This is a genomic window from Delftia sp. BGA-UO-ETr-SB1 (assembly GCF_059567865.1).
The window spans coordinates 532,718-544,767 of record NZ_JCAQOW010000004.1 but is presented as its reverse complement, the minus strand read 5'-3'; the positions used below and the strand labels follow the sequence as shown (position 1 = coordinate 544,767).

The following is a 12,050-nucleotide window of genomic DNA, read 5'->3' as shown; positions in this document are numbered from 1 at the left end:
CCGCCACCCCCTTTCAATGCGCCGAGAACCCCAGCAGGTACTCGTAGCTGAGGCTGGTGGTGCGCGCATCGCCTGCCACGGGCAAGCGCACGATGGCCAGCAGCTGGTTCATGCCGGCACGCGGTGTGACGGTCACCAGGCCGTCGGCATCGGTTGCCAGTGGGGGGCCGCTTTCTCCCAGCGACACGCGCACGCCGGCCCGGGGCTGGCCGTCCAGCAGCACCTGGAATTGCTGGGGCTCGCCCGCGTGGGGCGAGCGGCGGGTCCTGGCGATGATCTCCAGGGTCTGGCCCAGCTTCTCGCGGGTGACCGGGCCCCATTCGAGGATGGTCTTGTGGAACTTGAGCGCATGCACGCCGCTGGTGGCACCGGGGTTCTCGGTCATGGGCTTTTCGACCATCGGCCCCTCGCCCACGCGGCTGAAAAAGCCGTTGTCGAAATGCGCGGCCAGCAGCGCGGCCTTGCGGGCCGGCGTGGCGCGGGCGCCGCCGGGCACGGGCTGCACGGCCACGTCGATGCGGCGGCCGCGCGCGTCATAGGCCTCAACGCTCTTGAGCTTGCCGGCCGCAAAGTTCTCCAGCTGGCCCTCATGACCGCCGAACTGCACGGTGTAGGCGCCGTCGGCATCGGGCTCCAGCCAGACGTTGTGGGCCTGGGCCAGCGGCGCGCAGGCCAGCAGGACCACGAATGCGGCGGTTGCAACGGATGCGAAACAGGGGTTGGATTTCATTTTTTCCTCCTCAAAACTGTGTCTGCACGCCGACCTTGAGCGTGCGCGGCGCGCCGGGCGCGAACAGCGGCACGCCGCGGATGACCGAGGCCGACGTGGCATAGGCCTTGTCCCCCAGGTTGGAGACCACGGCGTAGATGCGGCTGCGCGCCGAAGGCAGGCGCCAGCTCAGGCCCAGGTCCCAGGTGGCGTAGCCGCCGTAGAACGCGCTGTTGTCGGCCGTGACGGCATAGCGGCCCACGCGGCGCCAGGTGAGCGTTCCCTCCCACTGCGCCACCGGGCGCCAGGCCAGGCCCACGGTGGCGGTCTGCCGGGGCACGCCGGCCACCTGGTTGCCGACAAGGGCCGGGTTGCCGTTTTCGGTCACGCGCGAATGGGCGCTGCCCCAGGCCAGTTGCAGGTCCAGGTTCTTGCGCACGGCCCACAGCGCGCTGGCCTCCACGCCCGTGCGGCGCGTGGCGCCGAAGTTCTCGTACACGCCAGGCGCCACGTTGCGGATCTCGCCCGAGGACTGCAGCCGATAGGCCGCCACATCCAGCACCAGGCCCGGCATAGGCTTGATCTGCGCGCCCACTTCAGTCTGGCGGAAGATGTTGGGATCGAGCTGCGCGGCGCCCAGCGCGTACTTGGCGAAATCGCTGGCCAGCGCAAATCCTTCGGACCAGCTGGCGCGCAGCAGCACACCCGGCGCCACCTGCGAGCGCAGGCCCAGCTTGGGGCTGGCATGCGCCGTGCGTGCCAGCGGGCCGCAGGGGTCGCTGCCCGCCTCAGGGCCGTTGGGACGGCAGCCGCCCGTGAAGCGATCCCAGCGCAGGCCGGCGGACAGCTGCAGCAGGCGGTGAACGGGCGCATCCACCTCTGCAAAGGCCGAGAGGGTGTTGAGCCTGGAATTGCGGTCATCCAGGGCAGCGCCGGTGCGCTCGCGCCACTGCAGGCCATCGTAGAACTGGTAGTCGGTGGACTCGCGCACGGCCTCCAGCCCAGCCACCCAGTTGATCGGGGTCAGCGCCGTGACATGGCGGCCATTGAGGCTGGTGCCGGCACCGTAGACGGCGCGGTCATAGCTTTCCTCGCGCTGGCGCCACTGCAGTGCGTCGATGGGCCGGCTGAACCAGCGCGTGAAGCTCTGCTGCGTGGTGTAGGCATGGCCCAGCCAGGTCAGCCGGGGCGAAAGCGCGTACTGCACATCGGCGCGCAGCGTGGCGAAGTTCTTGCGCGTGCCATCGTTCATGGCGCGCGGGTCCATGCCTTGCGGATCGCGCGCGAACTGCCCCGCAGTCAGGTACGAAGGCGAGTCGCCCTCACCATGGTGCAGCCGTGCCGACAGCGCCACCTCCAGCTGCGACGAGAGCCGCTTGCTCCAGCGCAGGGATGCCGTGCTGCGCTGCATTTGCGACTGCGCGCGGAAACCGTCCGTGCGGTAGTGCTGGGCCGCCAGGTTCAGGAACTCGCCATCGCCCGGCTTCAGCCCCAGCGCCGCCTGAGCGTCCAGCGTGCCGTGCGAGGCCAGGCTCACGTCGGCCTCGCGGTAGGGGGTGTAGTCGCCCTGCTTGCGCGTCTCTATCGCCATCAGCCCTGCGCGGTTGAAGTTGCCGTACAGCGCGGACACGGGACCCTTGTAGATGCTGATGCGCTCCATCTCCAGCGGCACGATCACGCCCAGGTCCACATAGCCATCGGCATGCGACATGGCTTCGTTCAGGGGAATGCCGTCCAGCACCACGCCCACGTCGCCGCCATGGCCGCCACCGCCGAAGCCGCGCATGACGATGGCGTCACCCACGCCGGACAGCTGGTAGTTCTGCACATTCATGCCGGGCACCTGGCGCAGCAGCTCCTGCGGATGGCTGGCATGGGCGTTGGCGATGTCCTCTGCCTCGATCACCGTGGTGGTGTAGGCGGCCGAGGCACCACGCGCGGTCTGGCCCTTGACCTCGACGGGCTGCAGGCTGGCCGCGGCATCCGTCGCCTGCTGTGCACCAGCCTGGGGAATGGCGGCCAGGCCCAGCAGGCCGGCCGCCGCAATCTGGTGCAAGGCGCAGGGCCGAGAAGGAATTTTCAGAGGATGTGTCATGCGGGTCCAGGAGTTGTATGAAGAAAAAAGCAAACTTCATACCGACCTGCGTGACAGGGGCTGCGCAAGGCGCCCGGCCCCGGGCTGGCTCAATCGTCGTGCGAATGCGGATGGTGGTGCGCGTGATCGTGCCCGCCAGGCTCTGCCTTGCGCGCCATCACCACGTTGAGCTGGCCATGGTGCACGCCGCGCTCGGCCGTGATGGTGTCGGCAAATCGCCGCACGGCGCTGGCCGGGCCGCGCAGCATCACCGTCTCTATGCACTGCTCATGGTCCAGGTGCACGTGGGTGGTGGCCATGTGCAGTTCGTGGTGGTCATGCTGCAGGCTGGCCAGGCGCTCGGACAGGTCGCGCTCGTGGTGGTTGTAGACATAGGACAGGTTGGCCACGCACAGGCCGTCGGCGTCCTCGCGCTCGCGCACCTGGGCCAGGTGGGCGCGCAGCACGTCGCGGATGGCCTCGGAGCGGTTGTCGTAGCCGCGCGCGGCGATCCATGCGTCGAAATCACGGGCCAGGTCGTCGTCGATGGAGATGGTGAAGCGTTCCATGGGCAGCAGAAGTGGGGGAAACAGGTGGCGGGAACAAAAAAGGTCGGCATCACGCAGGATGTGCCCGGCCATTGTCCGGCCATCCAGGCCGGTGCCCTGCATGCAACACCCGCGCCAATCACTGTCGGCGCAGGCTGGCAATAGCGACAAACCACCACGGTCATGCTTTGTTCACATTCGCGCAATATCCGGTTACCCTGATCGAGGTTGCGCAGTGCGCACCGTCGATCGCTGAAAGGGGCGCGGCATGCAGTATTCATTCGATCAGCTTCTGGACATGCTGCTGTCCCTGCTGGAGGCTGCGCCCGCCTGTTCCTCGCGCGAACAGTCCTTCGAGCAGCTGCGCACGCTGTGGCTTCAGACCCACAGCTATTTCGCGGCCCCCGAGACCGAGCTGCGCCGCATCAGTACACGCCGGCTGGAAGACTTTCACGGCTGGAAGGACCTGGACAAAGACCCCTGCTACCTGGACCACGATCCCGGCAACGGCAGCGCCCTGCGCATCTACCTGCACCGCGATGGCGGCATGGTGATACAGCGCCTGCAGGGCGATGGCCGGCAGATCCTGTTCTCGCGCCTGGGCGTGCAGTTGCAGCCTGCTAGCTGAGCCTGCGCCCGGCCTGCGGGGCCAGTTGCTCCGGGGAAGACACGGCCCGGCCCTTGCGCTCCAGCAGCCACAGCACGGCCAGCGCCGTGACCACCGCCAGCCCCGCCAGCAGCAGCAACAGATCGTGGAAGGCCGCGCCGTATACCTGCGCAAGCAAGCCGTCCTGCCCCGGCAGCGCCTGGGCGGCGCGCGCCAAATCGGCCTGGGCCAGTTGCCCGGCCATCTCGCGCCGCAGGCCCGCATTGGGCGACAGCCCGCCAAGCTGCCCCTCCACCAGCACCGCCAGCACGGCGCCCGCCACGGCCAGGGCCACGCCGTCCGCCGAGATGCGCACGGTGTTGAAGATGCCCGTGGCCATGCCCACGCGGTCTGGCGCCACGGTGCTCACGGCCAGCCCGTCCATCAGGCCCCAGGGCAGGCCAATGCCGGTGCCTATCAGCAGCAATGGCAGCGCCAACGCCGGACCGGCGCCCTGCCCGAAGGCAGCCGCCAGCCACCACAGGCCCGCCGCGGCCAGCAGCAGACCGGCCGCCGACAGTCGGCCCGGGCTGATCCAGCGCGCCAACAGGCCCACCAGCAGGGCCGCCAGCAGCGGCACCACCAGCAAGGGCGCCGCCAGCCAGCCCATCATGCGGCCCGCCGCCAGCGGGCTGAGGCCCTCCACGCCAATGAAGCGTCCGGGCAGCATGACCACCAAAGAGATGAACAGAAACGCCGGTGACGCCGCCAGCAGCTGCACGCCCAGAAAGCGCGGCTGCGAGAACAGCGACAGATCCAGCAACGGACGGGCCACGCGCCGCTGCACCGCCACGAAGACCACGAACAGCACGGCGGACAGCGCCAGCGGCCCCAGCACCTCGGCATGGAACCAGCCGCGCTCGGGCACCATCAGCACGCCGTAGGTGAAGCCGCCCAGGGCCAGGGTGAACAGGGCTGCGCCCAGCCAGTCGGGCCGGTCGCCAGAGACGGCTTCATCGCGCCGCGCGCTGGCCATCACCATGGGCAGGCCCAGCAGCGCCACCAGCCCCGTCCCATGGAACACCCAGCGCCAGCCCAGGCTGTCCACCATCAGGCCCGACACCCAGGGGCCGAAGGCCAGGCCCAGGCCAAAGGTCGTGCCCAGCAGGCTGAAGGCCCGCATGCGCGCCGCGCCCTCGAACAGCGGCGCCAGCGAAGACATGGCCGCCGCAAAGGCCACCGCCCCGCCCAGCCCCTGCAGCAGGCGCAGCCCATCGGCCCAGCGCAGATCGGTTGCCAGGCCCACGCCAAAGCTCAGCAGGCCGAACCAGGCCAGCCCCAGCAGCCACAGGCGGCGCCGGCCATGGATGTCGGTCAGGCTGCCGGCCACCATCATGGCGCTGCCGTAGCTCAGGATGTAGGCATTCATGATCCAGCCCAGCTGGGAGGGCGTGCCGCCCAGCTCGGCATGGATGGTAGGCAGGGCCACGGCCGGGCCTGTGAAGCTCAGGGGAATCAGCAGCCCCGTCAGGCAGACGGCCAGCAGTTGCAGCCATTTGAGGGGGCTGCCGCGAGAGAGGGAAGACATGGTTTGTGCGCCATTTCAAGAAACGACCGCCAGCGTAGGCCCGCCTTCATCTGAGACAATCCATCTTCATTTCCGAACACTTGAGACACTAGAGTCTCAAATTATCTTCTTCACACACCTCTTCACACAGCACATGGAAATAGACAGCCTGGGCAGCATCGGCCTCTTTGTGCGCGTGGCCGAGCGGCTGGGCTTCTCTGCCGTGGCGCGCGAGCTGGGGCTGTCGCCCTCGGCCGTGGGCAAGGCCGTGGCGCGGCTGGAGGAGCGCCTGGGCGTGCGCCTGTTCAACCGCAGCACGCGCACGCTGGCACTGACGGCCGAGGGCGAACGCTTTCTGGAGCGCTGCCGGCGCATCCTCTGCGAGGTCGAGGCCGCGCAGCAGGAACTGCGCCATGCGGGCGAGCGGCCCCAGGGCCGGCTCAAGGTCAGCCTGCCACGCCACTGCGGTTTGTTCGAGCAGGCGCTCTCGGACTTCCTGCTGGAGTACCCCGAGGTCGAACTGGACCTGAATTTCTCGGACCATCTGGTCGATGTGATCGGCGACGGCTTTGACGTGGCCATACGCGCCGCGCCGCTGCAGGACTCGGGCCTCAAACACCGGCGGCTGGGCGGCTTCCGGCGCGTGCTGGTGGGCTCGCCCGCCTATTTCCAGCGCCATGGCAGGCCGGCGCAACCTGCCGACCTGGCCCGCCACCAATGCCTGCACTACCGCTATCCGGCCACCGGCCGGCTGGAGCGCTGGCCCTTGGGAAATGACGACGACACCGCCCCGCCCGCGCTGCCCTCCAGCGTGGTCTGCAACAGCGTGGAGATGCGCATCTTCCTGGCGCTGCGCGGCCAGGGCATTGCCTGCCTGCCGGACTTCACCGTGGCCCGCCAGCTGGAGCAGGGCCTGCTGCAGACCGTGCTCGACCCGTTCACCGCCAACGCCCAGGGCACGGTCTGGATGGTCTGGCCCCCGGGCCGCGACCTCTCGCCCAAGGTCAGGGCCTTTCTCGAATTCATGGCGCACAGGCTGTTTGCCTGAACCGGGTCAGCGCATCCGCTCAGCCCCGCAGTTGCGAGACGGCCCAGGCCGCGATGAACAGGCCCAGACCGAACACCGTGTGCGCCATCAGGCTGCGCAGCCGCGCCACGGCGGGCTTGGGTGTCTTGCGGGCAAACAGCCCCGCCCCCATGCACGGCTGCAGCGCCAGGAAGGGTGCGGCCACGGTGAACACGCCCCAGGCCAGGGCCGGCCACAGCGTGGGCGCCCGGGCCCAGCCCTCACCCGCCAGGGCCATCAGGGCTGCCGCAAAGGCCACGCCGATCGCATAGTGCGCCACCCAGCCCAGGGCCTTCTCACCCGCCACCGGCGCGGACCGGCCGATGCCGGCATGCACCAGCCGGCCGCGCGGCAGATGGCCCAGCCAGCGGCCCACCATGGCGTAGTCCAGCGAAGGCACGCCCCACAGACGCTGCAGCAGCAGCGCCCACACATCCATCACCAAGGTCGCGCCTGCGCCCGTCAGCACGGCGCGCAGCAGGAATTCCGACACATCCAACATGTCTTTTCACTCTCTTGCAGGTTTGCAGCGGCCTCCTTGGATGCCACCGCATGCACAATGAACAATACATTCAATTAATTGATTGAATGTTTGCGTGATGCTAGGCTATCCCCCATGAATTCGTCAAGCAGCCCTGTACCGATCGAGGCCTTCCCCGACCTGGCCGACCTGGCGCGCATCCTGGGCCATGCCCACCGCCTCACCTTGCTGAGCCATGCGGCCGAAGGCGAGCAGCCCGTGGAGCGCCTGGCCGAGCTGTGCGGGCTGTCCGTGGCCAACACCTCCCAGCACCTGCAGCACCTCAAGCGCGCGGGCATGGTGCTCACACGGCGCGAGGGCAAGCATGTGCTGTACCGGCTGGGCGACGGGCCCATCACCGGCATCATCGATGCGCTGCACGACTATCTGCGATTCCGCCACGCCGAGATCCGCGCCGTGGTCTCCGACAGCCTGCGCCAGCGTGACCGCCTGCAAGCCGTTGCGCTGGACGAGCTGCTGCAGCGCATGCAGATGGACGACACCATCGTGCTGGACGTGCGTCCTCCAGCGGAATTCGCCCAGGGCCACCTGCCCGGGGCCCTCAACATTCCCCTGGAAGCGCTGGAAGGCGAGCTGGACGCGCTGCCGCCCGACAAGGACATCGTGGCCTATTGCGGGGGCCAGTACTGCGTGCTCTCGGCCAATGCCGTCACGGCGCTGCGCGCCAGCGGCCGGGAGGCGCGGCGCTTCGAGGCAGGCTTCACCGGCTGGCAGCAGGCCGGCCTGCGCGTGGAGGCCGGCGCCTAGCGCAGCAGCCGCGCCAGCCCCTGCTCGAACCGGCCATGCAAGGCCTGCGCGCCCTCGCCCGACAGGGCCAGAGCCAGCGCATGGCCATGCGTGTAGTCGATCAGCAGGTCCAGCAGCACGGCGGCATCGCCCTCGTTTTCGCCGGGCTCGCACTGCTGCACCTCGCCGCGCAGCCGCTGCGTGAAGGCGGCCAGCGAATCGGTGAACAGGGCCGGGTCGCCCAGAATGCAGACCGTCAGCGCCGGATGGCGGCGCACGCGCTCCATGTAGCCCACCAGCAGCGCCTGCACGCGCTGCGCCGGCGCAAGCTCGGGCTGCGGTTCGGCCAGCGGCTGGCCATGCACGCGCTCCACCAGGCTGCGCATCAATTCCTGCTGGTCGCCCACATGGTGGATCACCGACATGGGCGTAATGCCCAGCTGCCGCGCCAGCGGCCGCAGGCCAAAGCCCTGCGCGCCCACGGCCTCCAGCAAGGCCAGCCCGGCATCCAGCACCTGATCACGGCTGAGCGAGCGCCCGGCCGAGGGGCGCCCGCGCCGTGCAGCCTGTGCAGTCGGTACAGCCCCTACAGCCGGTACAGCCGGCTCACTCATCGCCGCCACCGTTGCGCACCATGACCCGGCCGCCCGCCTCCACGCGGTAGCGCGTGCTCACCATGCCGCTGGGATAGGCCTGGGAGGCCAGGCACGTCAACCGCAGATCGCAGCCAATATCGCCAAACAGCGGCCGCCCCGCGCCAATCAGCACGGGCACGCGGGTGATAGTCATCTCGCCCACCTCACCCGCCGCCAGAAACGCGCGGATCACGGCTCCGCCGTCGATATAGGCGCTGCCCCAGCCCTCGGCCCGCAGCTCGGCCACCAGTTGGGCAGGCTGGGCGGACGTGATGCGCAACTTGCCGCGCAGGTGCACAGGCACATCGCCCGAGCCCAGCGTGCGGCTCATCACCACCACGGGCTTGTCGAACGGCCAGGACTCGAAGCCGAGCACGCTTTCATAGGTGGAGCGGCCCATGACGATGCCGTCCACCGTCTTCATGAAGGCCGCATAGCCGTAATCCTCGCCGCCATCGCCCCCGGCCGGCAGCCAGTCCAGCGAACCATCGGGCCGGGCAATGAAACCATCCACCGAAGTGGCGATGAAGACCTTGCCGAATGCATTGCTGAGGGCTTTTGCGGGTGCCATGGCGATCTCTCCATCCAATTAAACATACACCGTATGATAAATAATCCGCAGCCCCTTGCCAACCGTTCCCATGCTCAGGCACCGCGCGAAGCAGACCACTGCACCGCCAGCACGCTGGCCAGCACCACCAGCAGGCCCAGGAAAGACATGCCCGTCATGGACTGCGACAGCAGCGCCCAGCCCAGGACCACGGCGGTGAGCGGGCTCAGCAGGCCCAGCGAAGACACGGCCACCGAAGGCAGGCGCCCGATGCCGCGAAACCACAGCACATAGGCCAGCAGCGCGCCGGCAAGACACAGGTAGGCATAGGCGCCCAGCTGGGTGAGCGACAGCGCGGGCAGCGGCGCATCCACCCACCAGGCCAGCGGCAGCAGCATCAGCCCGCCAAACAGCAGTTGCCAGCCCGTCAGCGCCAGCACCGGCAAGTCCACGCGCCAGCGCCGCGTGAGCCAGGTGCCGGCCGCCATGCACACCGCACCCGCCAATGCCGCCGCCATGCCCACGGGCTCGAACACCGTCTGCGGCGACAACAGCAGCACTGCCATGCCCGCAATCCCGGCCACGGCGGCCCACAGCGTCAGCCGCGCGGGGACCCGCCCGTCCACGCCCCAGGCCAGCGCCATCACCAGCAGCGGCTGCACGGCACCCAGCACGGCCGCCAGCCCGCCCGGCAGCCGGTAGGCCGCCACGAACAACAGCGCCTGGAACACGCCGATGTTCAGCGCGCCCAGCACCAGCAGCCGCCACCAGCCCGAACCCGCTGGCAGCCGCCGCGTGAACAGCACCAGCAGCAGCCCGGCCGGCAGCACACGGATCAGCGCAGCCGTGAACGGACGGTCTGGCGGCAGCAGTTCGGAAGTGACGATGTAGGTGGAGCCCCAGATGGCGGGCGCCAGCGCGGTGAGCAGGATGTCGCGCCAGGACATGGCGGGGCTGGCCGAGGGTGCGGAAGAAGAGGATGGCGAGGAGGACATGGCATTTATCTTCAATTCAAGACAAATCCATTATGCACGACTTATCTTAAAATCAAGACAAATGCCGAAACCCACCCTCCCCCGCCTTCCCGACCGGGTAGACACCATCCTCGAACAATGGGCGCGCGAACGCCCCGACCTGGACGCCAGCCCCATGGGCCCCATAGGCCGCATCAAGCGCTGCGCCGCCCTGCTGGAGCAGCGGCTGGAAGAGTGCTTTGCCCGCTTCGGCATGACCATGTGGGAATTCGACGTGCTGGCCACGCTGCGCCGCTCGGGCGCGCCCTTCTGCCTCACGCCCACGGCCCTGTTTTCCACGCTCATGGTCACCTCGGGCACCATGACCCACCGCATGAAAAGCCTGGAGACGCGCGGCCTGGTGCAGCGCCTGCCCAACCCGCAGGACGCGCGCAGCATGCTGGTGCAGCTCACCGACCAGGGGCTGGAGCTGATAGACCGCGCGGTGGAAGCGCACCTGGACAACGAGCGCGCCATGCTGGCGCCCATGCCCGTTGCCGAACTGGCCGCGCTGGACCAGCGGCTGTCCCTGCTGCTGCGCGTGCTGGAGGGCGGGCCTGACGAGGGCACCCGCCCGGCCCCCTGAACTGGCGATGGTCGTGGTGCTCAGCCCTTCGTCATGACCCGGGAACGCTTTTGGCAAAAGATGTGCTTCCCTTGAAGCACATCGCAGGCACCCAGCCGCTTCTCGATACGCCATGGCAGGAATTGCTTACCCGCATGTCTCAAGACCTGCGCAACAGCCCGCATCCTGGACTCGGCTGGGCAATGCCAGAAAATCCTGATCACGCAAGCGCGATCCACAGAAGACCATTGGCTTTCCCACAATCTGCTGCAAAAACCTTGGCGTCGAATTTTGTAGCCAGATGTAATGATTTCGCCAGAGATTTCCACTAAGATGTCCATTCCAACGGTGAAATGGCGATAACAGATTCTCAAACGACTTTGATACTCCCTCAACGCACTACACCATCTTGATAATGGTTTACTAATCTCCCGCCTTGGATACAAAAAGCTGCCACAGGCTGAATGCGCGCGATTTTTAATCGTCCAATGTTCAGGCTTTTTCCGGCTGATCCTTTACCGCACAATTTTCACACGAATGGCATGACGTCAGTTTACTCAGGCGGTAAACAGGCGGTTTAGCGAGTTATTCAATCTTTCAAACGGCACTGTGCAAAGCAGTCTCGCCGAGGCTTCGGCGTGGAATAGCCCTATGGCATCGGCACATAAAAAATGGGAGACATACCATGGATAGATCGGAAATAGTTTTAGCAAATAGCGAATGCCATCTCGATGCTGCGCATCCAATAGCAGATGAAGTCATCGCGTCTGCACTCACCGCGCGCGAAATCGATGTACTCGAAGCGATGGCCAAGGGCCTCGGCTGCAGGGACATTGCGCACACGCTGGGCATCAGCGAACACACGGTACGCAAGCACCGCAGCAATATGTGCACGCGGCTGGGCCTGCGCAATGCCGTAGAACTCGTCACGCATGCCAAGCGGCACGGCTGGTTGAGCGCTGCCCGCTCACCGCTCCCTCTGTCTCCCCGCGAGCAGGAGGTGATGGTGCACGTGCTGGCGGGCCAGACCAGCAAGGAGATCGCACGTTCGCTTTATCTCAGTGACTTGACCGTGCGCAAGCATCGCGAAAACATTCTGCGCAAACTGGGCCTGACAAGCACCGCCCAGTTGCAGACATTCGCGCCAACGGCAACTCGCAATGGCGGCAGCATCTGATATCCAGGCCAGCGTGCATCGCCTGTCCGTACTCACCGAATACGACATTGGAAGTATTCCATCCTCCTGATGCAATTGGGCATGATGAGTCCAACGAATACTTATGACGGCTTCAGCAGGCGCCAGTGCATTCCAGGTTTGCGCGGTTGATATGGAATATCCGCGCGAGCCTTGAAAGGCTGCAAAGGCTCATATCCCTTCACCTCTTCGCCTCTACGGTCAGCGTCCGTCGAGGCATCTTCCCGGCGCCCACGTGTCGGATTCCTGCACGCAACTCAAAGGAGTATCCCGCC

General features: G+C 67.2%; 14 protein-coding genes. 6 read left to right on the top strand and 8 right to left on the bottom strand.

Translation table 11 applies throughout. The features are described 5' to 3' along the window. Positions 1–13 precede the first annotated feature (13 nt). The 3 genes from AC57B5_RS02930 to nikR form a co-directional block, all read right to left on the bottom strand. A complete protein-coding gene (locus tag AC57B5_RS02930) occupies positions 14–730 on the bottom strand; it encodes a DUF4198 domain-containing protein (protein WP_496398682.1) in 717 nt (238 codons plus the stop codon). Positions 731–740: 10 nt separating this feature from the next. Then, a complete protein-coding gene (locus AC57B5_RS02925) occupies positions 741–2,765 on the bottom strand; it encodes a TonB-dependent receptor (RefSeq protein ID WP_496398681.1) in 2,025 nt (674 codons plus the stop codon). Between the two features lie 128 nt (positions 2,766–2,893). Beyond that, a complete protein-coding gene (nikR, locus tag AC57B5_RS02920) occupies positions 2,894–3,352 on the bottom strand; it encodes a nickel-responsive transcriptional regulator NikR (RefSeq protein ID WP_202759867.1) in 459 nt (152 codons plus the stop codon). Between the two features lie 247 nt (positions 3,353–3,599). Between nikR and AC57B5_RS02915 the strand changes: the two genes are divergently transcribed. Beyond that, a complete protein-coding gene (locus tag AC57B5_RS02915) occupies positions 3,600–3,959 on the top strand; it encodes a hypothetical protein (RefSeq protein ID WP_043825588.1) in 360 nt (119 codons plus the stop codon). Here the strand turns inward: AC57B5_RS02915 and AC57B5_RS02910 are convergent. Further along, positions 3,952–5,505 (bottom strand): MFS transporter, encoded by a 1,554-nt coding sequence (locus tag AC57B5_RS02910; protein ID WP_496398680.1) that lies wholly within the window; start codon positions 5,503–5,505, stop codon positions 3,952–3,954. The genes AC57B5_RS02915 and AC57B5_RS02910 overlap by 8 nt on opposite strands. A gap of 139 nt (positions 5,506–5,644) precedes the next feature. On the opposite strand from AC57B5_RS02910, the gene AC57B5_RS02905 reads away from it, so the two are divergent. After that, the gene (locus tag AC57B5_RS02905) at positions 5,645–6,532 is read left to right on the top strand and encodes a LysR family transcriptional regulator (protein WP_034398388.1); all 888 of its coding nucleotides are present in this window, start codon (positions 5,645–5,647) and stop codon (positions 6,530–6,532) included. Positions 6,533–6,551: 19 nt separating this feature from the next. On the opposite strand, the gene AC57B5_RS02900 is transcribed toward AC57B5_RS02905, so the two are convergent. Beyond that, positions 6,552–7,052, bottom strand: a complete 501-nt coding sequence (locus AC57B5_RS02900) for a DUF2938 domain-containing protein (RefSeq protein ID WP_496398679.1) — start codon at positions 7,050–7,052, stop codon at positions 6,552–6,554. Between the two features lie 114 nt (positions 7,053–7,166). Here AC57B5_RS02900 and AC57B5_RS02895 point away from each other — a divergent pair, with 114 nt between their 5' ends. Further along, complete coding sequence (locus AC57B5_RS02895; protein ID WP_496398678.1) at positions 7,167–7,838, top strand: ArsR/SmtB family transcription factor; 672 nt, start codon at positions 7,167–7,169, stop codon at positions 7,836–7,838. Here AC57B5_RS02895 and AC57B5_RS02890 read toward each other — a convergent pair. The 3 genes from AC57B5_RS02890 to AC57B5_RS02880 form a co-directional block, all read right to left on the bottom strand. Continuing rightward, the gene (locus AC57B5_RS02890; RefSeq protein ID WP_496398677.1) at positions 7,835–8,431 is read right to left on the bottom strand and encodes a TetR/AcrR family transcriptional regulator; all 597 of its coding nucleotides are present in this window, start codon (positions 8,429–8,431) and stop codon (positions 7,835–7,837) included. The genes AC57B5_RS02895 and AC57B5_RS02890 overlap by 4 nt on opposite strands. Next, complete coding sequence (locus AC57B5_RS02885; RefSeq protein ID WP_496398676.1) at positions 8,424–9,023, bottom strand: dihydrofolate reductase family protein; 600 nt, start codon at positions 9,021–9,023, stop codon at positions 8,424–8,426. Before AC57B5_RS02885 ends, AC57B5_RS02890 begins: the two co-directional genes overlap by 8 nt. Before the next feature lie 74 nt (positions 9,024–9,097). Continuing rightward, positions 9,098–9,949 (bottom strand): EamA family transporter, encoded by an 852-nt coding sequence (locus AC57B5_RS02880; protein WP_496399425.1) that lies wholly within the window; start codon positions 9,947–9,949, stop codon positions 9,098–9,100. 109 nt (positions 9,950–10,058) lie between these two features. Between AC57B5_RS02880 and AC57B5_RS02875 the strand changes: the two genes are divergently transcribed. The 3 genes from AC57B5_RS02875 (at position 10,059) to AC57B5_RS02865 (ending at position 11,757) form a co-directional block, all read left to right on the top strand. Beyond that, a complete protein-coding gene (locus AC57B5_RS02875; RefSeq protein ID WP_063326454.1) occupies positions 10,059–10,601 on the top strand; it encodes a MarR family winged helix-turn-helix transcriptional regulator in 543 nt (180 codons plus the stop codon). A 71-nt stretch (positions 10,602–10,672) separates the two neighbouring features. Then, on the top strand, positions 10,673–10,912 hold the full coding sequence (locus AC57B5_RS02870; protein ID WP_496398675.1) for a hypothetical protein: 240 nt from the start codon (positions 10,673–10,675) through the stop codon (positions 10,910–10,912). Between the two features lie 353 nt (positions 10,913–11,265). Beyond that, the gene (locus tag AC57B5_RS02865) at positions 11,266–11,757 is read left to right on the top strand and encodes a response regulator transcription factor (RefSeq protein ID WP_496398674.1); all 492 of its coding nucleotides are present in this window, start codon (positions 11,266–11,268) and stop codon (positions 11,755–11,757) included. Positions 11,758–12,050 lie beyond the last annotated feature (293 nt).

What these genes read in the sequence shown, in the direction of transcription:
- AC57B5_RS02900 (WP_496398679.1), bottom strand. Translation starts at nt 7,052, where the DNA reads ATGTTGGATGTGTCGGAATTCCTGCTGCGCGCCGTGCTGACGGGCGCA.
- AC57B5_RS02930 (WP_496398682.1), bottom strand. Translation starts at nt 730, where the DNA reads ATGAAATCCAACCCCTGTTTCGCATCCGTTGCAACCGCCGCATTCGTG.
- AC57B5_RS02910 (WP_496398680.1), bottom strand. Translation starts at nt 5,505, where the DNA reads ATGTCTTCCCTCTCTCGCGGCAGCCCCCTCAAATGGCTGCAACTGCTG.
- AC57B5_RS02865 (WP_496398674.1), top strand. Translation starts at nt 11,266, where the DNA reads ATGGATAGATCGGAAATAGTTTTAGCAAATAGCGAATGCCATCTCGAT.
- AC57B5_RS02895 (WP_496398678.1), top strand. Translation starts at nt 7,167, where the DNA reads ATGAATTCGTCAAGCAGCCCTGTACCGATCGAGGCCTTCCCCGACCTG.
- AC57B5_RS02875 (WP_063326454.1), top strand. Translation starts at nt 10,059, where the DNA reads ATGCCGAAACCCACCCTCCCCCGCCTTCCCGACCGGGTAGACACCATC.
- AC57B5_RS02915 (WP_043825588.1), top strand. Translation starts at nt 3,600, where the DNA reads ATGCAGTATTCATTCGATCAGCTTCTGGACATGCTGCTGTCCCTGCTG.
- AC57B5_RS02885 (WP_496398676.1), bottom strand. Translation starts at nt 9,023, where the DNA reads ATGGCACCCGCAAAAGCCCTCAGCAATGCATTCGGCAAGGTCTTCATC.
- AC57B5_RS02890 (WP_496398677.1), bottom strand. Translation starts at nt 8,431, where the DNA reads ATGAGTGAGCCGGCTGTACCGGCTGTAGGGGCTGTACCGACTGCACAG.
- nikR (WP_202759867.1), bottom strand. Translation starts at nt 3,352, where the DNA reads ATGGAACGCTTCACCATCTCCATCGACGACGACCTGGCCCGTGATTTC.
- AC57B5_RS02880 (WP_496399425.1), bottom strand. Translation starts at nt 9,949, where the DNA reads ATGTCCTGGCGCGACATCCTGCTCACCGCGCTGGCGCCCGCCATCTGG.